This is a genomic window from Pseudarthrobacter sp. fls2-241-R2A-168 (assembly GCF_030209335.1).
GTDB lineage: Bacteria > Actinomycetota > Actinomycetes > Actinomycetales > Micrococcaceae > Arthrobacter.
Map to the genome: position 1 here is coordinate 34,199 of NZ_JARVSG010000047.1, position 25,264 is coordinate 59,462.

General features: G+C 65.9%; 24 protein-coding genes and 2 tRNA genes. 16 read left to right on the forward strand and 10 right to left on the reverse strand.

Annotated elements, in window-relative coordinates; genetic code table 11:
* Window positions 1-360 precede the first annotated feature (360 nt).
* From QRN11_RS21175 to QRN11_RS21190, 4 genes are read left to right on the forward strand one after another with little or no spacing between them, the layout of a single operon-like run.
* The gene (locus QRN11_RS21175; protein ID WP_285314396.1) at window positions 361-1,440 is read left to right on the forward strand and encodes an ABC transporter substrate-binding protein; all 1,080 of its coding nucleotides are present in this window, start codon (window positions 361-363) and stop codon (window positions 1,438-1,440) included.
* Between the two features lie 2 nt (window positions 1,441-1,442).
* Window positions 1,443-2,345 (forward strand): ABC transporter ATP-binding protein, encoded by a 903-nt coding sequence (locus QRN11_RS21180; RefSeq protein ID WP_285314397.1) that lies wholly within the window; start codon window positions 1,443-1,445, stop codon window positions 2,343-2,345.
* The gene (locus tag QRN11_RS21185; RefSeq protein ID WP_091422193.1) at window positions 2,345-3,244 is read left to right on the forward strand and encodes an ABC transporter permease; all 900 of its coding nucleotides are present in this window, start codon (window positions 2,345-2,347) and stop codon (window positions 3,242-3,244) included. Before QRN11_RS21180 ends, QRN11_RS21185 begins: the two co-directional genes overlap by 1 nt.
* 50 nt (window positions 3,245-3,294) lie before the next feature.
* Window positions 3,295-4,218, forward strand: a complete 924-nt coding sequence (locus tag QRN11_RS21190; protein ID WP_142059838.1) for a TauD/TfdA dioxygenase family protein — start codon at window positions 3,295-3,297, stop codon at window positions 4,216-4,218.
* 145 nt (window positions 4,219-4,363) lie between these two features.
* Here QRN11_RS21190 and QRN11_RS21195 read toward each other — a convergent pair whose 3' ends face one another.
* Window positions 4,364-5,143, reverse strand: coding sequence for a VOC family protein (locus QRN11_RS21195; protein WP_142059840.1), 780 nt, complete (start codon window positions 5,141-5,143; stop codon window positions 4,364-4,366).
* Between the two features lie 184 nt (window positions 5,144-5,327).
* Window positions 5,328-5,415, reverse strand: a tRNA-Ser gene (locus QRN11_RS21200).
* Between the two features lie 108 nt (window positions 5,416-5,523).
* Between QRN11_RS21200 and QRN11_RS21205 the strand changes: the two genes are divergently transcribed.
* The 9 genes from QRN11_RS21205 to QRN11_RS21245 all read left to right on the forward strand — a co-directional run bounded on the left by QRN11_RS21205 (window position 5,524) and on the right by QRN11_RS21245 (window position 15,753).
* Complete coding sequence (locus tag QRN11_RS21205; protein ID WP_142059843.1) at window positions 5,524-6,507, forward strand: NAD(P)H-quinone oxidoreductase; 984 nt, start codon at window positions 5,524-5,526, stop codon at window positions 6,505-6,507.
* Window positions 6,508-6,643: 136 nt separating this feature from the next.
* Window positions 6,644-7,252: a PadR family transcriptional regulator gene (locus QRN11_RS21210; protein WP_091422203.1), complete on the forward strand. Its 609-nt coding sequence runs from the start codon at window positions 6,644-6,646 to the stop codon at window positions 7,250-7,252.
* Complete coding sequence (locus tag QRN11_RS21215) at window positions 7,249-7,986, forward strand: ABC transporter ATP-binding protein (protein WP_091422206.1); 738 nt, start codon at window positions 7,249-7,251, stop codon at window positions 7,984-7,986. The genes QRN11_RS21210 and QRN11_RS21215 overlap by 4 nt, the downstream gene beginning before the upstream one ends.
* A 47-nt stretch (window positions 7,987-8,033) precedes the next feature.
* Complete coding sequence (locus tag QRN11_RS21220) at window positions 8,034-10,847, forward strand: FtsX-like permease family protein (RefSeq protein WP_285314398.1); 2,814 nt, start codon at window positions 8,034-8,036, stop codon at window positions 10,845-10,847.
* 272 nt (window positions 10,848-11,119) lie between these two features.
* Window positions 11,120-13,420: a carbon starvation CstA family protein gene (locus QRN11_RS21225; protein WP_285314399.1), complete on the forward strand. Its 2,301-nt coding sequence runs from the start codon at window positions 11,120-11,122 to the stop codon at window positions 13,418-13,420.
* Window positions 13,420-13,623 carry a YbdD/YjiX family protein gene (locus QRN11_RS21230; protein WP_285314400.1) on the forward strand — a complete coding sequence of 68 codons (204 nt, stop codon included), beginning with the start codon at window positions 13,420-13,422 and terminating at the stop codon, window positions 13,621-13,623. Before QRN11_RS21225 ends, QRN11_RS21230 begins: the two co-directional genes overlap by 1 nt.
* 98 nt (window positions 13,624-13,721) lie before the next feature.
* Window positions 13,722-14,351: a bacterial proteasome activator family protein gene (locus tag QRN11_RS21235; RefSeq protein ID WP_285314401.1), complete on the forward strand. Its 630-nt coding sequence runs from the start codon at window positions 13,722-13,724 to the stop codon at window positions 14,349-14,351.
* A 5-nt stretch (window positions 14,352-14,356) separates the two neighbouring features.
* The gene (locus QRN11_RS21240) at window positions 14,357-14,845 is read left to right on the forward strand and encodes a hypothetical protein (protein ID WP_091422221.1); all 489 of its coding nucleotides are present in this window, start codon (window positions 14,357-14,359) and stop codon (window positions 14,843-14,845) included.
* Between the two features lie 62 nt (window positions 14,846-14,907).
* Window positions 14,908-15,753, forward strand: a complete 846-nt coding sequence (locus tag QRN11_RS21245; RefSeq protein WP_142058980.1) for an aldo/keto reductase — start codon at window positions 14,908-14,910, stop codon at window positions 15,751-15,753.
* 110 nt (window positions 15,754-15,863) lie between these two features.
* Here QRN11_RS21245 and QRN11_RS21250 read toward each other — a convergent pair whose 3' ends face one another.
* The 3 genes from QRN11_RS21250 to QRN11_RS21260 form a co-directional block, all read right to left on the reverse strand.
* Window positions 15,864-16,049 carry a hypothetical protein gene (locus tag QRN11_RS21250; RefSeq protein ID WP_091422226.1) on the reverse strand — a complete coding sequence of 62 codons (186 nt, stop codon included), beginning with the start codon at window positions 16,047-16,049 and terminating at the stop codon, window positions 15,864-15,866.
* Window positions 16,050-16,087: 38 nt separating this feature from the next.
* Window positions 16,088-17,068, reverse strand: a complete 981-nt coding sequence (locus QRN11_RS21255; protein WP_285314402.1) for a hypothetical protein — start codon at window positions 17,066-17,068, stop codon at window positions 16,088-16,090.
* Window positions 17,069-17,137: 69 nt separating this feature from the next.
* Window positions 17,138-17,791 (reverse strand): DNA alkylation repair protein, encoded by a 654-nt coding sequence (locus QRN11_RS21260; protein WP_285314422.1) that lies wholly within the window; start codon window positions 17,789-17,791, stop codon window positions 17,138-17,140.
* A 407-nt stretch (window positions 17,792-18,198) separates the two neighbouring features.
* Here QRN11_RS21260 and QRN11_RS21265 point away from each other — a divergent pair, with 407 nt between their 5' ends.
* The gene (locus QRN11_RS21265; RefSeq protein ID WP_285314403.1) at window positions 18,199-19,023 is read left to right on the forward strand and encodes a DUF1206 domain-containing protein; all 825 of its coding nucleotides are present in this window, start codon (window positions 18,199-18,201) and stop codon (window positions 19,021-19,023) included.
* A gap of 87 nt (window positions 19,024-19,110) precedes the next feature.
* Here QRN11_RS21265 and QRN11_RS21270 read toward each other — a convergent pair whose 3' ends face one another.
* Entirely contained in the window at window positions 19,111-19,569 is a 459-nt protein-coding gene (locus tag QRN11_RS21270) for a DUF7793 family protein (RefSeq protein WP_285314404.1), read from the reverse strand.
* A 395-nt stretch (window positions 19,570-19,964) separates the two neighbouring features.
* On the opposite strand from QRN11_RS21270, the gene QRN11_RS21275 reads away from it, so the two are divergent.
* Window positions 19,965-20,228 (forward strand): hypothetical protein, encoded by a 264-nt coding sequence (locus QRN11_RS21275; RefSeq protein ID WP_285314405.1) that lies wholly within the window; start codon window positions 19,965-19,967, stop codon window positions 20,226-20,228.
* A gap of 174 nt (window positions 20,229-20,402) precedes the next feature.
* On the opposite strand, the gene QRN11_RS21280 is transcribed toward QRN11_RS21275, so the two are convergent.
* From QRN11_RS21280 to tmk, 4 genes are all read right to left on the reverse strand, one after another.
* Window positions 20,403-20,475, reverse strand: a tRNA-Thr gene (locus QRN11_RS21280).
* Between the two features lie 103 nt (window positions 20,476-20,578).
* The gene (locus QRN11_RS21285) at window positions 20,579-22,144 is read right to left on the reverse strand and encodes an alpha/beta hydrolase (RefSeq protein ID WP_285314406.1); all 1,566 of its coding nucleotides are present in this window, start codon (window positions 22,142-22,144) and stop codon (window positions 20,579-20,581) included.
* Window positions 22,145-22,162: 18 nt separating this feature from the next.
* Complete coding sequence (locus tag QRN11_RS21290) at window positions 22,163-23,305, reverse strand: DNA polymerase III subunit delta' (protein ID WP_285314407.1); 1,143 nt, start codon at window positions 23,303-23,305, stop codon at window positions 22,163-22,165.
* Window positions 23,302-23,958 (reverse strand): dTMP kinase, encoded by a 657-nt coding sequence (gene tmk, locus QRN11_RS21295; RefSeq protein WP_142058993.1) that lies wholly within the window; start codon window positions 23,956-23,958, stop codon window positions 23,302-23,304. Before tmk ends, QRN11_RS21290 begins: the two co-directional genes overlap by 4 nt.
* Window positions 23,959-24,069: 111 nt before the next feature.
* Here tmk and QRN11_RS21300 point away from each other — a divergent pair, with 111 nt between their 5' ends.
* Window positions 24,070-25,260, forward strand: a complete 1,191-nt coding sequence (locus tag QRN11_RS21300) for a trans-sulfuration enzyme family protein (RefSeq protein ID WP_285314408.1) — start codon at window positions 24,070-24,072, stop codon at window positions 25,258-25,260.
* Window positions 25,261-25,264: the final 4 nt, after the last annotated feature.

Below are 25,264 nucleotides of genomic sequence, written 5' to 3' on the forward strand. Positions count from 1 at the left end.
CGGGGCTGCCGTGCGTCATGGATCCGGCCGCCCGCATGCACTGTTCGTTGCGCCCTGAAGTCGCGGCGGGACAGCATATGGCCGTACGTGACCTTCCGTGGCCCGGATGTCTTACGGGGCATGAGCCGGTATTTCGGCATACGGCTTTGCGTGTCCCGAAGTGTCACCAGGCGACGCCTTGGAACCTCCCATGACCCTGCACGTCCCGCAGTTTCCCCTTATTTCCTGCGGTTAACCAGCCCCTTCTGCCCCGGATTCTTTCCTGTTCTAGTTGTCCCCACGGCCAGCCCGGCCAGGCTCTCCAACTGCACCGGTCCCCAACGCAACCGGTCCCCAATGAACAGAAGAAAGTACAGCGCCATGAAAATCGGACTCTTCCCCAAACGGCCCCGCCCCGCCGCAGGCGTGGCAGCAGCCATCGCTGCCGCCTCGGCTATCATGCTGGCGCTGTCCGGATGCGGCGGCCCCGCCACTGCCCAGCCGGGGGCACAAAGCGGCCCGGAAACAAAGAAAGTCCGCTACCAGGGCTCGCCCAACAGCGTCGCCCTGCTGGAAGTGGCCGAAGACCTCGGCTACCTGGGCGACGTCAAGCTCGAATGGGTCAGCAACACCACCAGCGGGCCCCAAAGCATCCAGTCCGTCGCCACCGACCAGACGGATATTGGCGGAGCTTTCACCGGCGCTGTGATCAAGCTGATCGAGGCCGGCGCCCCGGTCCAGGCGGTCGTCAACTACTACGGCGAGGACAAGGACACCTTCACGGGGTATTACGTGGAGGAAGGAAGCCCGATCAAAACCCCCAGGGACCTGATCGGCAAGAAGATCGCCGTCAACACCCTCGGCGCCCACCACGAAGCGGTCATCACCACCTACCTGAAGAACAGCGGGCTCACGCCCGAGGAGATCAAGCAGGTGCAACTCGTTGTGGTGCCGCCGAACGAAACCGAGGTGGCGCTGCGCAAGAAGCAGGTGGACGTGGGCACCCTGGGCGGTGTGCTCCAGGACCGTGCGCTCGCCGAGGGCGGCATCCGGGCCCTGTTCACCGACGTCGGGGTCATTGGGGGACCGTTCGACGCCGGACAGTACGTCCTGCGCAAGGACTTCATCGCGAAGAACCCCGAAACCAGCCGCACGGTAGTGACGGGCGTGGCCAAGGCCATCGAATGGGAGCGCACCACCCCGCGGGAGCAGGTGATCGCCAAGTTCGAAGAGATCATCGCCAAGCGCGGCCGGAATGAGAGCACCGAAGCATTGAAGTACTGGAAGAGCGTGGGTGTGGCCTCACCCGGCGGACGGATCCAGGACCAGGACTTCACCCGGTGGGAGGACTACCTGAAGTCCGCCGGGATCATCAACGGCTCCCTGGACACCGCAAAGCTCTACACCAACGAGTTCAACCTGCTGGAAACCTCCGCGCCGGCAGCAACTTCCAAAGGATAAAGATGACTCCCAAGATCAGCCTCCAACACGTGACCAAGGAGTTTGCCGTCCGCCAGGCCAAGGGCCAGGGCAGGGGAAAGGGCAAGGCAGGCCGGCGGCCGGCGGAACCGTCCGTCCTGACAGCGCTGTCCGATCTCAGCCTCGACGTTGCCGCCGGCGAGTTCCTTACGCTGGTGGGCCCCAGCGGTTCCGGCAAAACAACCCTCCTGGACCTGCTCGCCGGGCTCTCCAGCCCCACGTCCGGAACCGTGCTGGTGGACGGCAAGCCTGTGACGGGCCCCGGCCAGGACCGGGCCGTCGTTTTCCAGCAGTACGCCCTGTTTCCCTGGCGCACGGCATCGGCCAACGTCTCCATCGGCCTCGAGAACACCGGGCTGTCCAGGAAAGAGCGGGCCGCCAAGGCCAGCCAGTTCCTGGACCTCGTGGGCCTGGCCGGATTCGAGGACCGGTATCCGCACGAACTGTCCGGCGGTATGAAGCAGCGAGTGGCCATCGCCCGAAGCCTCGCCTATGAGCCGGACATCCTCCTGATGGACGAACCCTTCGCAGCCCTGGACGCCCAGACCCGCGAACAGCTCCAGGACGAGCTCCTGCGGATCTGGAAAGCCACGGGCAAAACCATCGTGTTCATCACGCACGGGATCGATGAGGCCGTTTACCTCGGCCAGCGGGTCGCAGTGCTCAGCGCCCGTCCGGGCCGGCTCAAGGAAATTGTCGACATCAACATCCCCGACCGGGACGGCGACGAGGACATCCGCTCCCACCCGGCCTTTGTGGAACACCGCCACCAGGTCTGGTCCCTCCTGCACGACGAGGTCCGCCTGGCCCAGGACTCCGGCCACCGGAAGATCCTTCCGGACGGCACCGCACCCGACGAAGAGCCCGCTGAAAGGAGCGCTGCCTGATGAGCGCACTGCTGACCCCACCGCACACGGCGGCAGCCGCCGTCGACCCTTCCCGCCCTGCGGAACCATCACCCGGCACACCCGAGCAGCGTACGACGCCGGCAGGACGGTTCACTGCCCTGGCAAACCTCGCCGCACGGGCGGGCTGGAAGTCCCTCGCCGTGGTGCTGTTCCTCGCCTTGTGGGAATTCGGCCCTACTTTCCTGGCCGCCCCGGCCACCAGGGTGTTCCTTCCGCCGCTGCACGAAGTCCTGGCCGCCGGCGCCCGGCTGGTGGAGACCGGGCAGCTGCAAAGCCACCTCCAGGCAAGCCTGACCCGCTCGGTGTCCGGCTTCACCATCGCAGTGGTGTCCGCCGTGCTCTTGGGACTCCTGATCGCCTGGTACGGCTGGCTGAACTCGTTCCTGAACCCGCTCCTGGAGCTCTTCCGCAACACCGCAACCCTGGCACTGCTCCCGGTGTTCACCCTGCTGCTGGGCATCGGCGAGGAATCCAAGATCACCATCGTGGCCTACGCCGCGTTCTTCCCGGTACTGCTGAACACCATCGCCGGTGTCCGGACAGTGGACCCGCTGCTGATCCGGGCCGCCAGGTCCCTGGGGCTGGGCAGCTTCCGGCTCTTCCAGAAGGTGATCCTGCCCTCCGCCGTGCCAACGATCTTCACCGGCATCAGGATGGCCGGCACGTCATCCATCCTGGTGCTCATCGCCGCGGAGATGGTCGGCGCCAAAGCCGGCCTGGGCTATCTGATCGTCAATTCCCAAATGAGCTTCCTGATCCCGGACATGTACGCCGGCATCCTTACGGTCTCCGTGCTCGGGCTGCTGGTAAACGTCCTGCTCGTGGCACTGGAACGGCACTTCTCCCGCTGGCGCACCGCCGTCGGCTCCGGCAACTGACCGCCAACCCAATCAACTGAACCAACCGCACTGAAAGGCAAGGAACCACCATGACCGTCATCACCGAAACCAAACTCGAATTCACCAAACTTGGCGCCCGCATCGGTGCCGAAATCCGCGGCCTGGACCTCAGCGCCGAGCTTAGTGACGACACGATCGCCCAGATTCGCGAAGCTCTAAACACGCACAAGGCGCTGGTGTTCCGCGAGGCCAACATCGGCACGGACGAGGACCAGGTCCGCTTCGCCAGCCGCTTCGGCCCGCTCACCAAGGCACACCCCACCGTAGCGTCGGTGGACGGCAAGCCGGCGGTCCTGCCCGTTGACAGCGAGAACGGCAGCGCGAACAACTGGCACACGGACGTCACGTTTGTGGTGAACCCTCCGCAGGCCTCCACCCTGCGCAGCATCACCTTGCCGGCATACGGCGGGGAAACCCTGATCGCGTCATCCGCCGGGGCTTACCATGACCTGCCCGACGAGCTGCGGAACTTCGCCGACACCCTCTGGGCCATCCACACCAACGACTACGACTACTCAGTGCCCAAGAACCTGGAGCACGCCAACGCGGACGAGCGGCGCAAGGAGTTCACCCGGATCCACTTTGAAACCGCCCACCCGGTGGTGCGCGTCCATCCGCTGACGGGGGAGCGCGGGCTGTTCATCGGCGGGTTCGCCCAGCGCCTGCGGATCGTGGGGCTGTCCAACACCGAATCCAAGGACATCCTCCGCATTCTCCAGGCCTACATCACGCGTCCGGAGAACGTGGTGCGGGTGAACTGGGAGCCGGACCAGCTGGTGCTGTTTGATAACCGGATCACCCAGCATTACGCCCCGGACAACTACGACCGCCAGCCGCGCACGCTGAACCGGGTCACCATTGCCGGCGATATCCCGGTGAGTGTGGACGGCCGCAGCAGCACGGCCATCAAGGGCGACTCGTCCGCATATTCGGAAACCGTGGTGCTCCCCTAAAACCCGGAGCTTTTGTCCAGATCTACAGGGCGGAAGCTGTCAGTGCTTGGGGTGACGGCCGGAACAGCATGTGCCGGCCATCGCACAAAAGAATACCGGCCGGTAGCTTAACGCAAGCTCCGGCCGGTATTTTTAGGGCGGTGTGTCAGGCAGAGGGGCTGGAGATCACCTTGAACATGCCGCCTGTGGGATCGGCAAGTTGCGCCACCCGGCCGAAGTCGCTGTCCGCCGGTCCGTCAAGGAGTGTGCCGCCCATGGCCAGGGCACGCTCCACCGTGGCGTCGGTGTCCTCAACGGCGAAGTACACCTGCCAGTGGGAAGGAACCTCGCCGGGCAGGTATCCGGAAGCATCCATGATTCCCGCCTGCGCCGTTTCGCCCGAGCCCAGGGTGGTGTACCGGAACTCGGGAGCATCACTCATAACGCTCGTCTGCCAGCCGAAGGCTTTTTCATAGAACGTCACAGCGCCCTGGTAATCCTTGGTGTGCAGCTCGTGCCAGGCGGGCGCCCCGGGTTCTCCCGCGACTTCATAACCGCGCATCTCCCGGCGCTGCCACGCACCCACCGACGCCCCGCTAGGGTCGCCGAACATGGCCATGATTCCCTGCGCAGGGACGTCCATGGGCTCCATGTGGACCTGGCCGCCGTTTGCGGCCACCGAAGCTGCAGTGGCTGCGGCATCGTCAGTGCACAGGTACGTGGACCACATGTCCGGGAAGCCGGCCTGGTCCTCCTGCTTCTGCATGATCCCGGCCACCATCTTTCCGTTCCGTGACGCGGTGATGTAGCCGCCGTAAAGTTCCTGGTCGCCGGACTGGAACTCCCAGCCGAAGAGTCCGCCATAGAACTCCCGGGCTTTTGTGGCGTCCGAGGTGATCAGGTCAATCCAGCAGGGGGAACCGGGTTTGATGTCGGGACTGGGCATAAGGATCTCCTGGTGAGGTAGGTGCTCTGATGGCCGGTCCGGAGCGATCGTCAATTCCGGACGGGACACCACGAGGCTATGCGCAGGCTCTGACAGTGGCAATGGTTCGCCCCGCACCAGGCTCCGCAGGGAAAAACGAAGGACCCCTGCCGGCCAGCATGCTGGCGGACAGGGGTCCCAATCGCGGAAGGTAAGAGATTCGAACTCTTGGTACGGGGTTACCGCACACTAGTTTTCAAGACTAGCTCCTTCGGCCGCTCGGACAACCTTCCTCTACTAGTAGTGTTTCATAGGCACTTGCCTGCAACAAAACAGAGGCGAAGAAGGTGTCCGGTGCACACTGGTTGCAGCGAGTATTGAGTCAGAAACGGGAGTGTTCCATGAAAGCCGTCTACATTTCGGAACCGGGCGGCCCGGAGGTCCTGGAGGTCCGCGAAACTGAGGCTCCGGTACCCGGGCCGGGGGAGGTGCTGATCGACGTCGTCGCCGCCGGCCTGAACCGGGCGGACGTGCAGCAGAGAAGGGGCTTCTACCCGCCGCCGCCCGGTGCTTCGGAAATTCCCGGCCTCGAGGTATCCGGCCGGATAGCCGGATTCGGCACTGGCGTCAGCAAACCCTTTTCCCTCGGTGACAAGGTGGTGGCGCTGCTGGCCGGCGGCGGCTACGCCCAGCAGGTGGCCGTTCCTGCCGAGCAGGTCCTGAGGGTTCCGGACGGCGTGGACCTGGTGACGGCCGCGTCCCTGCCGGAGGTGGCCGCCACGGTTTACTCCAACCTGGTGATGACCGCCCAGCTCCAACCCGGAGAAACCGTCCTGATCCACGGCGCCACCGGCGGGATCGGCACCATGGCCATCCAGCTGGCCAAGGCGCTGGGCGCCAAGGTGGCAACAACGGCAGGTTCGGACGAAAAAGTGGGAACGGCGAAGGCTTTCCTCGGCGCGGACATCGCCATCAACTACGCGGAGGAGGATTTCCCTGCGAGCCTCCGCGAGCAGAACGGCGGGCGCGGTGCGGACGTGATCCTCGACGTCGTCGGCGCCAAGTACCTCGCCCAAAATGTGGACGCACTCGCCGACTACGGGCGGCTGGTGGTGATCGGCCTGCAGGGCGGCACGAAGGGTGAACTGGACCTGGGCCAGCTGCTGAAGAAGCGCGCCGCCGTGGTGGCCACCGCGCTCCGGCCCCGCCCTGTCGAGGAAAAGGGTGCCATTATGAACGCCGTCCGCGACGCCGTCTGGCCCATGATCACTGACGGGCGGATCCGCCCGCTGGTGGCCAAAACCTTCCCGCTGGAGCAGGTCCAGGCTGCCCACGCCTACTTCGACAGCGGCGATCACGTAGGCAAAATCCTCCTGCTGCTCTAGGCAGGCGGGGTCCGGGCCCTAGGTTTAGATACTGAGTATTGCCCAAACGAAACTAGTCGGTTAGGCTCGTGCCTATACGCGGTATGCACGGGCCATTGGGGGACCGTGCGAACTGCCGCCCAGACCAAGGAGCACCATGTCCATCCGCCACAGCCTCCTCGCCCTGCTGCAGGACCAGCCGCGCTACGGCTACCAGCTGCGGGTCGAGTTCGAAAGCCGCACCGGTGCCACCTGGCCACTGAACATCGGGCAGGTGTACACCACGCTGGACCGGCTGGAACGCGACGCCCTGGTCACCAAGGAAGGCGACGACGGCGACGGCCACGTGGTCTACAGCATCACCGACGCGGGCAAAGCTGAGGTGAATAACTGGTTCGCGGCGCCGGTGGAGCGGAACAACCCGCCCCGGAACGAGCTCGCCATCAAGCTTGCGCTCGCCGTGACGTTGCCCGGTGTGGATGTCCAGGCCATCATCCAGGCCCAGCGTGCCGCGTCCATGCGGGCGCTGCAGGACTACACCAAGGCACGCCGGGACACCACCGCCAACCAGCGCGCCGGCGATACTGCCTGGTTGCTGGTCCTTGATTCCCTGATCTTCCAGACCGAAGCGGAGGTCCGCTGGCTGGACCTCTGTGAGGCCAGGATGGTCCAGCAGGCGCAGTCCGCCGGGCCGGGCCAGGCACGCAAAACGTCCAACGGGGTCACGGAAGACGCCGCCCCGCTCAACGCGGACAGCCGCCGGTGAGCGTCCAGGGACCGCAGCAGGTCCTGGAACTCGCGAAGGTCAGCAGGACGTTCGGGGAAGGCGCGACGGCGGTCGCCGCCCTCCGCGATGTGGAGCTCACCATCAAGGCGGGCGAGTTTGTCGCGGTGATGGGGCCGTCAGGGTCCGGCAAGTCGTCCCTCCTGGCGCTGGCCGGGGGACTGGACCGCCCGACGTCGGGCGGTGTCTTTGTGGAATCCACCCCGCTGGCGGGACTGGGGCTGAACGAACTGGCGCGCCTTCGCCGCCGTGCCGTGGGCTATGTCTTCCAGGACTTCAACCTGGTGCCCACCCTCACGGCGGCCGAGAATGTGGCGCTGCCGCTGGAACTGGACGGCACAGCCTGGAAAAGGGCCCGCCGGCAGGCACTGGATGCCCTGCGGCAGGTGGGAATACCGGAACTCGCGGACCGCTTTATGGACCAGATGTCCGGCGGGCAGCAGCAGCGGGTGGCCATCGCGCGGGCCGTGGTGGGACAGCGCCGGCTGATCCTCGCCGACGAGCCCACCGGGGCACTTGACTCCACCACGGGCCAGGGGGTGATGGAAGTTTTGCGCGCCCGCGCTGATGCCGGGGCCGCCGTGATGCTGGTGACCCACGAGGCCCGGCATGCAGCCTGGGCAGACCGGGTGGTGTTCCTGCGTGACGGGCGCATCGTGGACCAGGCAGCGGCCATGCACGATCCCGCCATGCTCCTGGCCCAGGCAGGGCTCTGATGCTTGATCTCGCTCCCACGAGGACTGGGCGACGAAGCAGTTTCCGCGTGGCCCTGCGCGTGGCCCGCCGGGACATCAGGAGGCACAAGGGGCGGTCTCTGCTCATCATCCTGCTGATCATGCTTCCTGTTGCAGGCATGACCGGGGCCGCCACGTTGTTCCAGAGCAGCCAAAAAACGCCCGAAGAAATTGTCCGGTTCGAGCTCGGCGGAACGCAGGCCCGGTTCAGCACCCTGCCTGCTCCCAACGCCGACTCCGTCCAGGACCCGCTCAACGACGCCATGGTGGTTTCCAGCTCCGGCGTCTACGATCCGGACTTCAAGCCGGCCAATCCCCGGGACCTTCTTCCGCCGGGCTATGAGGTGTTGCCGCTCCGGCAGCTCAACCTGACAACCGGGGTCGGGGCGGCGCTGGTGTCACTGCAGGGCAGGGTGGTGGACGCGCTGCATCCTGCCTTCGCCGGGAAATTCACGCTGCTTGAGGGCAGGGCTCCGCATGCCGCCGGCGAGGCCCTGGTGTCCCCGGGGCTGCTTGAGCGGTTCAGCCTGGGATTCGGCGAGGAATTTACGACGTCGGCCGGTACCTTCGTGCCGGTGGGAACCGTCCGCGATGCGGATGCCTCTGACCGGAACTCCGTCATTTTCCTCGGGCAGGAGCAGGTGCCGGAGGCAGTCCTCAACGAGGGGCCGCAATCCCCGCACTCGATGTCCTACTACCTGGCTGGCTCCGAACCGGTGACCTGGCCGCAGATCCTCGCGGCAAACCGGCAGGGTGTCAGCGTGCTCTCCCGCAGCGTGGTGCTCAATCCGCCGTCCCTGGCCGAGCGCAGTGTCGACGGCGTCCCGCCGCCACCATCGTCGTCGGGAGCTGTGGCGCTGTACACAACGTTCGGCCTGGTCGCTGCCCTGGCGCTCCTGGAGGTGGGCCTCCTGGCGGGGGCTGCCTTCGCCGTCGGTGCTAAAAGGCAGGTCCGGGAACTGGCTTTGCTGGCAGCATCCGGAGCCGACACCCCCACCGTCCGCTCCGTGGTGACATCGGCCGGGCTCTGGCTTGGCAGCATCGCCGTTCTCGCCGGGGCCGCCCTGGGGCTCGGGTCCGGGGCAGCAGTGGTTTACTGGGTCCGCTCCATGGGTTCGGCCCGCTTTGCCGGCGTCCACCCCGACGTCCTGCTGACGGTAGTGGCCATGGTCCTGGGACTGGTGTGCTGCCTGCTCGCAGCCATGGCCCCGGCCAACCAAGTTGCGAGGCAGGCGGCCCTGGTCGCACTCAAGTCGGGGCGGGCACCCGCCGGTAGTGCGAAGCGAACCACCATAGCCGGCGCCGTGCTGCTGCTTTTGGCTGGCGCACTGCTGGCGGCGGGCTGGCTTCTGGGAGAGTCGGCCGGGGATCCGGACCGGAGGGCCGGGCAACTGCCGGTGGTCACCTCCCTGCTGATTGGGGGCGCCGTGCTGGCCGTCGCCGCGCTGGTGCTCCTGGCCGGATACCTCGTTGCCCTGCTGACCGCGCGGACGGGTGCGCTGCCGTTGTCCTTGCGGATGGCTGCCCGTGATTCGGCCAGGAACCGGGGCCGCACGGTGCCGGCGGTAGGGGCCGTCCTCGCCGCCGCCACGCTGGCCAGCGCCGCACTGGTCCTTGCGGCCAGCCAGCAGGCAATGATGCGGGAGAACCATTCATGGACCGCGCTGGAAAACCAGGCCTTCCTGCCGCTGTCCCTGGAGCAGCCCCTCCTGCCGGACGGAAGCACCCAGCCGGCGGTTGTCGTCGATCCGGCTGAACTCGCTTCCGCCGTGGAAGGTGCCACCGGCAACGTTGCCTGGACCAGGACCATCAGTGCGCCGGGGTACGTTCAAAACTGCGCTTTTGGCAATGGCACGGACGTGTCGGGGCCGGCACGCACTGCCACCTCCAATTGTCTGCAGTACTTGCTGTCCAGACCGGCCGGCAACGAGTGCCCGATGACACCCGAGCGCAGGGTGGCGGACCCTGAGGACTGGCGTTGCCGGGGTTCCCTCGCCCAGTCGCCGGGCTCCCAGGGTTCCATCCTGGTGGGCGGCGCGGACGAGATCAGTGCCGTCCTCGGCATCGAGGCCGGACCTGAGGCCCTGGCAGTTCTGGAGGCCGGCGGCATGGTGGTCACCAACCCGGTCTTCGTTCGGAACGGGACGGTGGTGCTCGAGGGCCAGGACGTGCGCACGCAGGCCCAGGATCCGGCCGACCCTTCCCGGATGCATCAGACGGTTACCAGCAGCACGCTTCCCGCCATTGTGGTTGAACCCGCCCAGGCCCTTCCCTACTACGGAGTCATTTCGCCGGAGACGGCCCGGCGACTGGACCTGCGTCCCGAGCCGGCCGAGCTCCTGGTCCAGCTCAACAGCTTTCCCTCGGCCGGTGAGAGGGACGCTGCAGCCGGGGCCGTCGCCGCCGTGTACCAGCAGCCCGCCGTCGGATTCTGGGCCGAACCGGGCATCACCCAGGGCGACTCATGGATGACCTGGTCCATCGTGGCCATCAGCGCCGTGATTACCTTCAGCGCCGCAGGCATCACCACAGGTCTTTCCCTGGCAGATGCGCGCGCGGACCATGTAACGCTCGCCGGCATTGGTGCCTCGCCCCGCCTGCGGAAGAGCCTTGCCGGTTCCCAGGCGCTGCTGACCGCTGGGCTGGGGACCCTGCTCGGCAGCATCGCCGGGGCCCTGCCGGCGGTGCTCGTTGCAGGTTCCACCGAGCTGCGCACCGCCGTCGAGGTGCCCTGGCTGCACCTGCTGGCGCTCGTCTTTGCGGTGCCCCTGGCCGGCGGCCTGCTGGCCTGGCTCTTCACCCGTGCGCGATTGCCGGCGTCACGGCGCACGCTGGGTACCTGAGAGGGACCCCCGCGCACCTGAACAGGGTCTTTGGTCCCGCGGGGGTCTTTCTGATTGGCGCCGGCAGGCTTACCGTGGGGTGAGGAGCTGCCCTCCGGGCAGCCGTGCAAGGGACCGGCACCACCTTCGACGGCGGTGCGGCCCGACGCTCGTCGCCGGGTGCCTGCCGTTCGGCGCAGGCTGGTCCTGATCACGGCAAAACACAGTCCGGTCCAAGCTCCCCGTTGGTAGGGTGCCTGTCAGCAGATGGGGACGAATCTCAAGGAGGAGACATGGCCGGAACACCGGATCATCGACGGAGCGCAACCCGGGGGGAAGGTGCGGTCGCCACCGACACCTCACTACCGCCGTCGGCAATTGACGAGACCGTCCGCGAGGCGGAAGAGAAGAAATGGACGCCCGGAAAAGTTGCCCTCTGGGCAGCGATTGCCCTGCTGGGCGGCGTGGCCTGGTTTATGCTCGCGATCATCCGCGGCGAGACAGTCAACGCCATTTGGTTCGTTTTTGCTTCTGTTTGTACGTACCTGATCGGCTACCGCTTCTACTCCAAGGTCATCGAGCGTTACATCACCAGGCCTGATGACCGCCGGGCCACCCCCGCTGAATACAAGGCGGACGGCAAGGACTACGTGCGCACGGACCGGAACGTCCTGTTCGGCCACCACTTTGCCGCCATCGCCGGCGCGGGCCCCCTGGTGGGCCCGGTCCTTGCCGCCCAGATGGGCTACCTGCCCGGCACTATCTGGATCATCATCGGCGTCGTGCTTGCAGGCGCAGTGCAGGACTACCTCGTGATGTTCTTCTCGATGCGGCGCGGCGGGCGCTCGCTGGGACAGATGGCGCGCGAGGAACTCGGCGTCATCGGCGGCACCGCTGCCCTGGTGGCCACCCTGCTCATCATGGTCATCATCGTGGCCATCCTCGCCCTGGTGGTGGTCAACGCCCTGGCCGAAAGCCCGTGGGGCGTCTTCTCCGTTGGCATGACCATCCCCATCGCTGTGTTTATGGGCGTCTACCTCCGGTTCCTGCGGCCCGGCAAGGTGATGGAAGTTTCGCTGATCGGGTTTGTCCTGCTGATGGCGGCCATCATCGGCGGCGGCATGGTGGCTCAGACCCAGTGGGGCGTGGACATCTTCACCCTGGACCGGGTGACCATCGCCTGGGGCCTCATTGTTTACGGCTTCATCGCGGCGATCCTGCCGGTCTGGCTGCTTCTGGCCCCCCGGGACTACCTGTCCACGTTCATGAAGATCGGCGTGATCGTGATGCTCGCGCTGGCCATCATTGTGGTCCGCCCGGAGATCACCGTTCCGGCGTTCAGCGAATTCGCCAGCAGGGAGAACGGCCCAGTGTTCCCCGGCGCGCTGTTCCCGTTCCTGTTCGTGACCATCGCCTGCGGAGCCCTGTCCGGCTTCCATGCATTGATCTCCTCGGGCACCACCCCCAAGCTGGTGGAAAAGGAACGGCAGACCCGCTTCATCGGTTATGGCGGCATGCTGATGGAGTCCTTCGTCGCCATCATGGCCCTCCTGGCAGCAATCTCGATTGACCGCGGCCTCTACTTCGCCATGAACTCGCCCGCGGCCCTGACCGGCGGAACCGTCGAAACGGCCGCCACATGGGTCAACAGCCTCGGCTTGTCCGGCGTCAACCTCAGCCCGAACCTGCTCTCGGAGACCGCCGCGAACGTGGGCGAGGAAAGCATCGTCTCCCGCACCGGCGGCGCACCCACACTGGCCGTGGGACTCGCCCACATCATGCAGCAGTTCATCGGCGGCACGGCCATGATGGCGTTCTGGTACCACTTCGCCATCATGTTTGAAGCCCTCTTCATCCTCACTGCTGTTGACGCCGGAACGCGCGTTGCCCGGTTCATGCTCCAGGATTCCATCGGCAACTTTGTTCCCAAGTTCAAGGAAGCGTCCTGGCGGCCCGGCGCCTGGCTATGCACGGCGGTCATGGTGGGTGCCTGGGGTGCGGTGCTGCTGATGGGCGTCACCGATCCGCTGGGCGGCATCAACACGCTGTTCCCGCTGTTCGGCATCGCCAACCAGTTGCTCGCGGCCATCGCCCTGGCTGTTTGCCTGGCCATCGTGGCCAAGCAGGGCACCTTCAAGTACCTCTGGATCGTGGCCTTGCCGCTGGCCTTCGCAGCGGTGGTCACCATTACCGCCAGCTACCAGAAGATCTTCTCGCCCACCCCGGCGGTGGGGTACTTCGCCAACAACGCCGCCTTCAGCAAGGCGCTCGCGGACGGGAAGACCGAATTTGGCACGGCTAAATCCGTGGCAGCCATGGAAGCTGTGGTGCGCAATACCGCTATCCAGGGCTGGCTTTCAGTCATCTTTGTGGTGCTCAGCATCATCGTGATCGTGACGGCGTTGCTCGCCACCGTGAATGCGTTCCGGAGCCGCGCGCACGGGACAGCCGTGAAGGACAACGAGGATCCCGCCAGGCCTTCGCGCGTCTTTGCCCCCGCCGGGCTGATTCCCACACCCGCCGAGCGGGAGCTGATGGCTGAATGGGACAAGGTCCCGGCCGAGCTGAGGTTCGAACGGGCAGGACACCACTGATGAGCACCGGACTGGCTGCCGTCACCCGCGGCTTCCGCGGGTTCGCGCGCTACCTCGGCGGTGTCCTGGGGGCGGACGCCTACACCAAGTACCTGGAGCACCACCAGGCCTCAGGGCACAACACGCCGCCGCTGGGCGAGCGCGAGTTCTGGCGGGACCGGACCGACCGGCAGGACTCCAACCCGCAGGGCCGGTGCTGCTGATTGGGCCCCGCAACGGATGATTGAGCCCGTAGCGGACAGCGTGTCAGCGGAGTTCATGGAGTGGACCCCGGGCGGATCGCTCATGAGAGTATGAACGCATGAGCGATCCGAACGACACTCAGGCACCTGAGGACCTCCCGGTAGAGGGCACCACCATCGATGACGGCCAGCCGGCGCCTGCGCCGGCAGTGCCGGAAAACGGCAGCAAACCTAAAGGCAGCAACCTGCAGGACCTGGTTGATGAACCGGCCAAGGTGATGCGGATCGGCACCATGATCAGGCAGCTCCTGGAGGAGGTGAAGTCCGCCCCGCTGGACGACGCAGCACGGGGAAGGCTCGCCGAAATCCACGAGCGCTCCATCAAGGAACTCGAGGACGGGCTGGCGCCTGAACTGGTGGAGGAACTCGACCGGATCAGCCTGCCGTTCTCTGACGACGCAACCCCCTCCGACGCTGAACTGCGGATAGCGCAGGCCCAGCTGGTGGGCTGGCTCGAGGGGCTGTTCCACGGCATCCAGACAGCCATCGCCGCACAGCACGCCGCCCGCGAGCACGCTGCGGCGCAGTTGCAGCTCCGGCAGCTCCCGCCTGGCACGGTGATCGCGCCCGGTGTGGTGATCGGGGAAAACGGCGAGCCGCAGCGGGCCCCCGCCGGCCCACGGCCCGCCGCTCCAGGCCGCCCCGGCCAGCCGAACGACCCGGACCACGGTCCCGGACAGTACCTCTAGGTTCATTGGGCTTTTTCAGCGCCGCCAGGCAGGGGCGCAAGGACGACGTGGAATTGGGGAAGGGGTTGTGGCGGCGCGCCCACGACCGTTTCCAGAGGGGGCTGGACCGCTTCCACCAGGTTCTCGAAGGCGTGGAGGATGACCAGCTCTACGGCGAGCTCGTGGAGATCGCCAATGAGCTCGCCGCGCTGCTGGAACGGGTCAGGGCTGTCTGTATGGAAGCGCAGCAGCGCTCGCCCAGCGAAGGACTGGACATCCCGGTCCGGCTCGCAGGCGTCCACCGGGCGCTGTCCAAGGCCGGCAATTCCCTGGCCACCACTTCCGAAGCTGCCGCCATGCTCCGGCTCGCCGTTGGCCCCATTCCGGTAGGCGCCGCGTCCGTACGTCGCCGCGCCGAGGCAGTATTCCAGCAGGTGGCCGACGCCGAGAGGCACCTTGCCGAGGAAGGTTCCGGCTCCGATGCCGCCACCGGGCGGGAAGATATTCCCGGTTAAGCGTCTGGCTTACTCTGCGGTATTTCGCCGGCCGGCCCGTTGTGGTTTGGCAGGATAAAAGAATGACTTCTTCACCCACACTGACGTTCAACGACGGTAACCAGATTCCCCAGCTCGGCTACGGCGTATGGCAGGTTGAGGACGGAGTGGCGGAAAAGGTGGTCCGCCAGGCCTTCGAAGCGGGCTTCCGCCACATCGACACCGCCAAAATCTACGGCAATGAGTCCGGTGTTGGCCGGGCCATCGCAGGCTCCGGCCTGTCACCTGAGCAGCTTTTTATCACCACCAAGCTGTGGAACGCGGACCAAGGCTACGAGTCCACCCTCGCCGCATTCGAGGAGTCCATGGACCGGCTGGGCCTCAAGACTCTGGACCTGTACCTGATCCACTGGATGCAGCCCAAGCAGGACAAGTACGTGGACACCTGGAAGGCGCTGATTGAGCTGCAGAAGCGCGGCCGGGTGAAGTCCATTGGTGTCTCAAACTTCACCGTTGAGGGCCTGCAGCGGCTCATCGACGAAACCGGTGTGGTCCCGGCCATCCACCAGATCGAGCTGCACCCCTACTTCAGCCAGCGGGAACTGCGCGAATTCGGCGCTTCCAAGGGGATCCTGACCCAGGCCTGGTCCCCGCTGGGCCAGGGCGGCGAGCTCCTGGAGGACCCGGCAGTGGCCGCGATTGCTGCCAAGCACGGAGCCACGCCCGCCCAGGTTGTCATTGCCTGGCACCTTGCCATCGGCAACGTGGTGATCCCGAAGTCCGTCACCGAGTCCCGGATCCGTGAAAACTTCGCAGCACTGGACGTCTCCCTGGACGCGGACGACGTCGAAGCCATCAATGCACTGGACCGCACCGCCAAGGGCGAAGGCCGGATCGGCCCCGACCCGGCAGTTTCCGACTTCGCCTAATTCCAACGGGGCGTACAACCCGCGTTGCCTGGCATTTTTGCCCGCGCAACGCGGGTTGCTTGCGTTAAGCGGCTGCACGAGTCCTGGGCTTCGCTGGGGAGTGGGAAGGCTCAGGCGGCGATGCGGACCTGCTGCACGGGAACGGCGTCCACAACAGCCCAGCTGTCCTCGCCGTGGCAGTGGCGGCTGGCGAAGCGTTCTGCCTCTGCCAGGGTGTTAAAGACTTCAGCCCGGGCACGGCCGCAGTCGGCGTCGAAGTAGGTGACGTGAAATTCCTGTACGGGTTGGTTTTCCATAAATCCAGTGTGCAACCGGGGTCTGACATTCCTTGGAATCAGGACGGCGTGTCCGTGCTGCCCAGCCGCAGGACCCGCTCATGCGCCAGCATGGCAGTCCGCTCTGCCTTGTCCGCAGCCCGCACCGCCTGCTTTGCCTCGGCAGCAGTGGCGGCGAGGCTTCTGCGCAACTGCTCGAGCCGGTCCTCAGCCGCCCTGAGGCGCGTCCGGAGTTCGGCTGTTTCCTGGAGGAGTTCAGCCATCTCGGTGCGCGCCCCCTCCGCCCGGTTCTGCAGGTCCCGGGCAAGCTGAGCCGTCTCCGCCTGGGCGGCCTCCGCTTCGGCCAGGGCGGCTTTTGCTTTCTCGAGCGCGGGCGGTGACTTTGGCCGCGGTGTTTGCCGGACTGCCTCGAGCCGCGGCTTGTCCGGCTTCGGACGGGAGGCCCCCGCCGTCGTCGTACCCTCCTTCCGCGGCCTGTCCGGTACCGCCCCAGCCGGAGCAGGAACCGGCCGGGGCGCCGCGGGGAGGGCAGCGGGCACTGCCACCAAACCGTCAAGGTCCACGGCGTTTACGCCGTCCGCCGAGAGCGTCTTGAGCAGGCGCCCGCTTTGGACAGCGGCGGCCGCTCCGACATCGGCGGTCAGGGCGCGCAAGGTTTCTTCGACGTCCGTTGCCATGGCCTCGCTGATGGTCCGGCCCTGCTCCTGGGCCACCGCGCGGGCGGTGTCCACGGCGGCGGCCAGCACGGTGCGGCGCTCACGTCCCAGCTCACGCAGTGCCGTGGCGTCCAGTGAGGCCTGCGCCTCACGCATGCGGCTGCCGAGATCACTCAGCCCGGCGAGGACGTCTGGTTCATGCAGGGCCAGCATGTTCACGGCCCAGGCGGCAACCGACGGCTTGGGGAGCCCGCGCACAGCCGCCCCCAATTCTTTGTCCCGGCCGGCGGCTTCCTTCGCTGCAGCTGCGCGGGCGCCGATGAAATCGTCGAGCGGCTTGGCATAGAGCTCGTTGGCAATCTCTGCCAGGGCCTCGTCATCCATGCACGCCATCTTAGGGGCCGGTGTTGCTCCTTGCTGACAGGCCTGCAACCGGGCCCCGGCCTTTAGTGGCTACGGTTCCTCTATGTTCTGCTGCCGCCGCACCATTTCGCCAATCCAGGTTGGCGCAAAGGGCGAAGTGCAGCCAGGAGGAGTGGGGTAGTCCTTGAGGACTTCCAGCCGCTCCCCGATTTCGACAGCCCTGGCGCGGTATTCGGCGTGCCGGATGCCGATAGTGGCCAGGCAGGTGTTCATCGCCCACTGCAGCCGCTCCGGGGCATCCTTCATGTCAGCTTCGATGACGTCGAGCAGCTTGGTGAGGTCAAGGCCGTCAGGCTGTTTCGCCACGCGTTCACTGGTCAGAGCCCAGCCGGCGCTGGCAACCACCGGATCGTGGTCAGCCAACCATGCGGCGCGAAGTTCTTCTGAATGGGCGCTTTTCTTCATCACATAGTTCACAAACCAGTCATGCACTTTGGGTGTGCGGGCCTCCCGCAGCATGGCGTCCAGCTCGTCGCGCCCGAACGCCTTGGGGCGGCAGATGAGGAGTGCCAGCAAACGCGCTGCCGTGTCACCCGTGGCCCACAGCTCACGGGCGAGTTCCGGTTGCGTCTTGAGCCGCTTTGCCACGGCGCGGAGCTTGCTGAGGTTTACACCGTGATCGTCACCGTGCCTTTCGTTAACCTCCCGCGCCCGCGGGTCCTCAAGGGCAGCCAGCTCAGCCATCACCTCGGCCACCACACCGGTCAACGCCGCCTCGTTCAATGCACTCTCGTTTAATGCCGTCCCGGCCACGTCTGGCTCCTTTCCGTCGCCCGCGAGGTTCAGCCTACGACGCAAGCCTGCCGGCCGCATACCTGCAGGGTACTTTCCGGCGGGGCCCGCACTTGCAACCAGTGGTACGACGGCGGCGCGGAGCCTTGCTTGCATGGAAGACTCCAGCGTGCCTTCCTCCCTCGGGATTTCTCCCGAGTCTGCTTTCAGCATCCCGGCAGTGGCGGGGGACGCCTATCCGGCCCTGTATGTCTGCCGGGACAGCCAGCAGAGATCTACACTGAACTATTCCCCCGTGTAGCGGGCTGGGCTGCCGGGCGCACGATTGGATTACAGGTGCATATCGGGAAGGGCCGGTCATGGGCAGTGTCTCGGGGAAAGCTAACCGGGCGGTATCCGAAGCTGCGTCGGCCAGCCGAAGCCCGGCCCTGCGGATCCTGGCTCGAACGGGCTATGTCTTCATCGGACTGGTGCACATCCTGATCGGCGTCATTGCCCTCCAGGTGGACCGGGGCCAGGGCGGGGAGGCCGACCAATCCGGTGCGATAGCATCGATCGCCTCCAAGCCGGGCGGGCCCGTGCTGCTCTGGGCGGGTGTGGTGGCATGTGGGGCACTGGCGCTCTGGATGGTCAGCGAAGCGTTCTATGTGGCCCGTACCGAAAGCGAGTCGAAGAAGAAACTGAAAACGGCGGGGGCAGCCGTTGGAAAAGCAGTGGTCTTCGCCTTCCTGGCCTTCACCTTCGCTGTCTTCGCATCCGGCGGAAGCAAGAATTCCGGCCAGTCCGCGAGTGATTTTACGGCCAGGCTGATGGGTGCACCCGCCGGCGTGGTGCTGCTGATTGCCGCCGGTCTGGCGATCATCGTTGCAGGCGCCTATTACGCCTACCGCGGTGTCACGAGGAAGTTCATGAAGGACCTGCAGGACCCGGGAAACGGCCGTTCGGCCATCAAATGGATCGGGACCGTCGGCTACACAGCAAAAGGCGTTGTCCTTGCGGTGGTGGGTGTCCTGATCATCGCTGCAGCGGCAACGGCGGATCCTTCGAAATCCTCGGGCCTGGACGGCGGCCTGAAAACGCTGGGTTCGCAGCCGTACGGCGTATTCCTCCTCGCCGCAATTGCGGCAGGACTGATCTGCTACGGCGCATACTCCATGGCCCGGGCACGGTTCGGGAAGTTCTAAAGGGGCGCTTGGTCAGCGCCGCTCGGGGCCCCGGACCTGAGGACTGGCTCCCTCGTCATTTCCCGCCGCCACGATAAAAGAATTGATTCAGGAACCGCCCGGAGCCTGCGGGGTCAGCCACGCCAAGGCTTGCTGTTCATCGGAGAAATACCGTATGGGGCACCGCGGCACCGGTAGTCCCCTCCGCCCGTGGGCGATGACCCGGTCCACGTCGGTGGTGCCCAGCGTTGCAAACGCTGTGACGGTGACAGCTTCAACGATGATCCGGACGGCCTCCTTGCTCACGGATTCCACCCCGGTGACCTGCAGCAGGACAGCGGCACCGGCACCGGCAGTCAGCGTCAAGAAACGGTCCCGGATCAAAGTCCCGTCCTCTGCCGTGATCCGGCTGCCCGGAGGCACCGTAATGCGCACCACTCCTTCACGGGCGTATTCGATGGTGGCCTGCCCTCCAGCCGTACCTGAGGCTTCGTCGGGGGCATGCGGGTTGATGGGCTCAGTGGCACTGCGCCCATTCGTAGGAAATTGGCGTCCCAAGTCGGACACGAGAACCATCATCTTCCCCCCGATGTGCTTCAAGTGCGGCCCCGCCGGCGCAGTTGAACCGGCCTGCCCTCAGACCGCGTGGAGGTCAGCCTACCCCCGAATAAACCGGGAGTCCATAAAGATCAGTGTCCGTGGAAGGCTGGCCCGCGGCGCATGCTGAGCCTGCGGCAGAAGCGGGGAAGGGAGGAGTTCGCGGACTGCCGGAACCGGGAACATTCAGCGGCGGCCGGCGCCTGTTGACAGTCTGTGAGGGCGGGAGTAAGACGGCCAGTGGCGGCCCAATCCTGTGCCGCTGCAGATAATTGTGTCCGCGCCGCCGAAGACCATGCCCTGACGCTCACTGCCCCCGGGCCGGTCAGAACGAACAGCGCGGCACGCTTCAAAGGAGAAGCACCATGACCGTTGCAATCATCCTTCACCGCGTCGCCGACTACGACTCCTGGCGCAAGGTCTACGACTCCGTTGGCGACATGCAGAAGGCCGGCGGGGTGACCCAGGAATCGGTACACCAGATGGTTGATGATCCTAACAACGTCCTCGTCATCCATCATTTCGCCAGCGTGGACACCGCCAGGGCGTTCTTTGGCAGGGAAGACCTGAGGGACGCCATGCAGCGCAGCGGCGTCCAGGGCGAACCGCGCGTCGAGCTCTTCGAGTAGCCAAGGGCACCGAAGACCAGGCGCACCCTCTGACGTTCGGCTCCACGACGCCTTCGGCCGCTAACCCTGAGATCTGCGGCCGCAATGCCTGGAGGCGCAAACGGGGTGACGTCGCTTAACCAGCGAAAAACCCCGGAAACCCCTGAATTCAGGGGCTGTCCGGGGTTTATCCCGAGCTTCCTATCAGAATCGAACTGATGACCTTTTCATTACGAGTGAAACGCTCTACCGACTGAGCTAAGGAAGCACCGCATAACCGCCCGGAAGAACCGGGCCCTTCATGCAAGAGTCAACTGTAATAGAGTCCCCGCGCCCGGGTCAAAATGGCCGGGGCTATCCGGCTGAGGCCTTCAGCACACCGTGTTGTCGGCGGGCACTTGACCGCTCACCAGGTAGCGGTCCACCGGGTCCTCAAGGCAGCTGTTGGACCGGCCGTAAGCTGTGTGGCCTTCGCCTGTCCAGGTCAGCAGGGAGGCGTTGCCTAACTGCTTGCGGAGCGAGGCGGCCCACTCCACGGGGGTGGCGGGGTCGCCCGTAGTACCAATCACCACGATGGGGGCATCACCGGTGTATTCCACGGGTGCGGGGGTGCGGAGGTTCTTGTACGGCCAGTCAGCGCAGTTGGTGCCGCCATAGGCGAAAAAGTACCCAAAAGTGGGGGAGTCCTGCATCAGCCGCTCCTGCTCAGCCCGCATGGCTGCGGTATCCGACTCCATGGGATAGTCCAGGCAGTTGATGGCGTTGAACGCGAAGGTTGAGTTGGACGTGTACGTGCCGTTGGACGCCCGGTCCGCACCCAGGTCAGCCAGCCGAAGCATCAGGCTCACGTCCCCCGCCATGGCAGCGTCCAGGGCCTGCGTCAGTGCAGGCCAGCTCTGGTCGTTGTACAGCGGGGTAATCAGGCCACTGACGAACATCGTGGCGTTGACCACCCGGCCATCCTTGGCCGTGCGCGGCGTTTGCTGGACAGCGTTGATGAGGTCGCGGATCTGCTGCACGCCGGAATCGGCGTTTCCGCTCAGAGGGCACCCGTCCTGCTTCAGGCAGCTCTGGACATAAGCCCGAATGGACTTTTCAAAGGCGCGCGCCTGACCCCGGGTGAGCTCCTCGTTGCTGATGGACGGATCAAGTGCGCCGTCGAGCACCATGCGGCCTACGTTGTCCGGGAAAAGTGAGGCATAAGTGGACCCCAGGAACGTGCCGTAGGAGTATCCGAGGTAGTTCAGCTTCGAGTCGTTGACTACGGCGCGGAGGATGTCCAGGTCCTTGGCCGAACTCACGGTGTCGATATGGGCCAGTACGGCCCCGGTCTGCTCGGAGCACTTGGCGGCAATAGCTTTGTTGTCTGACAGCACTTCCTGCAGGCCGGCGTCCGTGTCCAGGTTGTAGATCTTGGCCCGGGCAGCATCGCGTTCGGCATCCGTCATGCAGGTCACGGGGGCCGATCGTTTCACGCCCCGGGGGTCGAAGCCCACCAGGTCGTAGGCGTCGCGTACCGCCTGGGAAAAGTGTGTGCCTGCGGCATCCTTGACGAAGTCGTACCCGGACGCCCCCGGTCCGCCAGGATTGACGAGCAGGCTGCCTGTTCTGTTGCCGGTACTGGGGGACCGCAATGCCGCGAGTTCGATGGTGTCGCCGCCGGGATTGCCGTAGTCCATGGGCACTTCCACCTTGGCGCACTGGAAGCCGTTTTCGCACGGCTCCCACACCACTTCCTGTGAATAGAACTCCTCAAGCCCGGCCGGAGCGGACGCCACAATCGAGGGGTCGGCTTTTGCCGTGGCTGGCTCCTGGTTGCGGTCGCCGCCGTTCAGGAGGCTGCAGCTGGCCAGAATCATGGCAAGGGCCATGGCCCCGGCGGCACGTGCCGCAATCACCCAGGATGCGGGGCGTGCGGGCAGGGGGCGGGCAGTCATCGGGTCTCCTTGGAAGGGTTAGATCAGGCTGGCTGCCATGGACTCAATGGTCAACAGCGGGGCTACGTTGGTGGTGGTGATGCGTTCACGGGCTTTATTGATGGCATCCATCCGGGCAAGCGTGGCTTCTGGAGTGGAGCGGCTCGCAAACTCCTCCAATTCACTCCTCAACTCAACGTTTACGAGCTCCACAGCATTCCCGAGCTGGATAATCATCACATCCCGGTAGAAAGACAGCAGGTCCGTGAGGGTGCGGTCCAGCGAGTCGGTGACGGACCGCTTGGCACGGCGCTTCTGGTCCTCCTCAAGCTGCTTCACCTGGCTCCGCATGGCCGGCGGCAGCGTGCCCGATTCCGGTGCTCCAAGTGTGGCCAGCAGGGCGGCCTTCTCGGCCGCGTCGCGTTCCTCGTTGGAACTCGTGGCCTCGGCCGTTGCGATCTTGACCAGCTTTTCCGCCATCATCACCGCAGCAGTGACCCCGCGCAGTCCCAGTGGGAACCGCACCGTCTCCAGCCTGCGCTCCCGCGCCGCGGGGTCCCGGGCCAACCGCCGGGCGATGCCCACATGGCTTTGGGCCGCGCGCGCCGCACGTTCCGCCAAAGCCGGCTCGACGCCGTCGCGCTTCACCAGCAGGGCGGCCACATCGGCGGCGGGCGGAAGGCGCAAAGCCACGCTGCGGCACCGCGAACGGATGGTCACCAGGACATCGGCGGGGGACGGTGCGCACAGCATCCACACCGTCCGCGGGGTTGGCTCCTCGATGGCTTTCAGCAGGACGTTCGTGGTCCGTTCGGCCATCCGGTCCGCGTCCTCCACCACGATGATCCGCCAGCGGCCGGCAGATGGCCGGTTGCCCGCCGTAGCCACCAGCTCACGCGCCTCATCAATGGTGATGGTCACCTTTTCAGTCCGGACGAACGTGACGTCCGAGTGGGTTTCGCCCAGGATGGCCAGGCACGCGGGGCAATGCCCGCAGCCGCGTCGGGTGACGTCCTCCTGGTCGCAGTTCAGGGCCGCCGCGAATGCTTTGGCCGCGTTCGAGCGGCCGGAGCCCGGCGGGCCGGTGAAAAGCCATGCATGCGTCAGGTTTTCTCCGCTGGCGGCCTGGCGCAATTGTTCGACGACGGCGGCCTGGCCCTGCAGGTCGTCCCAGACCGTCATGCGCTGTCCACCTTCGCCGCGGCCAGCAGGGCGTCCACGCGCTGCAGGATCTGCGCGGCCAGGTCATCGACGGGAAGATGCGCAGGAAGCACCAGGTAGGAACCGGCGCGGCTGGCGGCCAGTTCCAGGAAGGCGTCCCGGATCCGCAGGTGGAACTCGTCAGCTTCGGATTCCAGCCGGTCTTCCGCAGCCTCGCCCGCGGTCCTGCGGCGGCGGCCAACCTCCGGGTCCACATCAAGCAGCACTGTGAGATGGGGCTCCAGGCCGGAGGTAGCCCACGCGTTAATGGACCGTACGGCGTCCTTGCCGAGGTTCCGCCCTGCGCCCTGATAGGCAACCGAGGAATCGATATAGCGGTCCGTCAAAACCACCTCGCCGCGTTCCAGGGCAGGCCGGATCACCTGGGTTGCATGCGCTGCACGGGAGGCGGCAAAAATCAGTGCTTCGGTGTGGGCATCGATGTGCCCCTGGCCGTGGTCCAGGACCAGGGACCGCAGTTTCTCACCTATCGGCGTTCCGCCGGGCTCCCGGGTGCGCAAAACGGTGAGTCCGCGTGATTCAAGGGTGTCCGCAAGCCGGGCTGCCTGGGTGGACTTGCCGGCGCCGTCCCCGCCCTCAAATGCGATGAAAAGACCCGCGCGTTGTTTGCTCACTGGACAAGCCTACCGATCCGCACCGTCAATCGCAGTTTGAGGCCGGCGCTATGTGGACAGGGCCGGAGACGGCTTTCAAGGCTCCCGCATGCGAACAGTACGCTTTTCTCCATGAGCCTTTCCGAACAGCAAGCGGCGTCCCTGGCAGCTGAGACGGTAGTGGTCGCCGCCGGACGTCCCCCAAGGGACCGGGACCAACCGGTCAACCCGCCCATCGTCCTGTCCTCCACATACTTTGGCAGCGGTCCTCTTGCCGACGGGGACCGCGGCTACGGCCGGTACTCCAACCCCACCTGGGATCCCTTTGAAGAGGCGCTCGGACAGCTCGAAGGCTCGGAACTGCCCGGCCTCCTCTACGCGTCCGGCCTGGCCGCCGTCAGTTCGGCGCTTTCCCTCATCCCGGCCGGGGGAGTGCTCGTGATGCCCTCGCACAGCTATTCCGGTTCCCTGGTGATGGCCGCCGAGCTCGCCCAGAAGGGCTTCATCGAACTCCGGACCGTTGACATTGCGGACACGGAGGCCGTCAAGGAAGCGCTCTCGCCCCGCGGTCCGGCCACACGCCGGGCTGCCATGCTCTGGCTGGAAAGCCCCACAAACCCGATGCTGGGCATCGCGGACGTACCTGCCCTCGCCGAAGCCGCGCACGCCGCCGGAGCGATCGTGGTCACGGACAACACCTTTTCCACTCCCTTGGTCCAGCAGCCCCTGCTGCTGGGATCGGACGTCGTCCTGCATTCGGTGACCAAGTACCTGGCCGGCCATTCCGACGTCGTCCTCGGCGCCCTGGTGACATCCAACCCCGATATCCGCTCCGCACTGCTTCATCACCGGATCATCCACGGCGGGATCGCGGGCCCGTTCGAAGCCTGGCTTGCACTGCGCGGGCTGCGCACCCTGGCTTTGAGGATTGAACGGTCCCAGGCCTCTGCACTGGTCCTGGCTGATCGGCTGGCTGCCCATCCACTGATTGAATCCCTCCGGTTCCCGGGACTTCCCGCCGATCCCGGACACGAACGCGCGAAGGCACAGATGAATGGCTTCGGCTCGATCATCTGCATCCAGGTGGCGCCGGTGGCAGGGCTCAGCGGCGCCGAGGCCGCGGACGCCCTGGTGCGGGCCCTGGAATTGTGGCTCCCGGCGACCTCACTGGGCGGGGTTGAATCCCTCATCGAACGCCGCCGCCGGCATACCGCCGAACCGGCCAGCGTTCCCGAAAACCTGGTACGCCTCAGCGTCGGCATCGAAAACGTCGAGGACCTCTGGGCCGACCTGAAGCAGGCGCTGGACGCGCTGGGCGGCTAGGCTG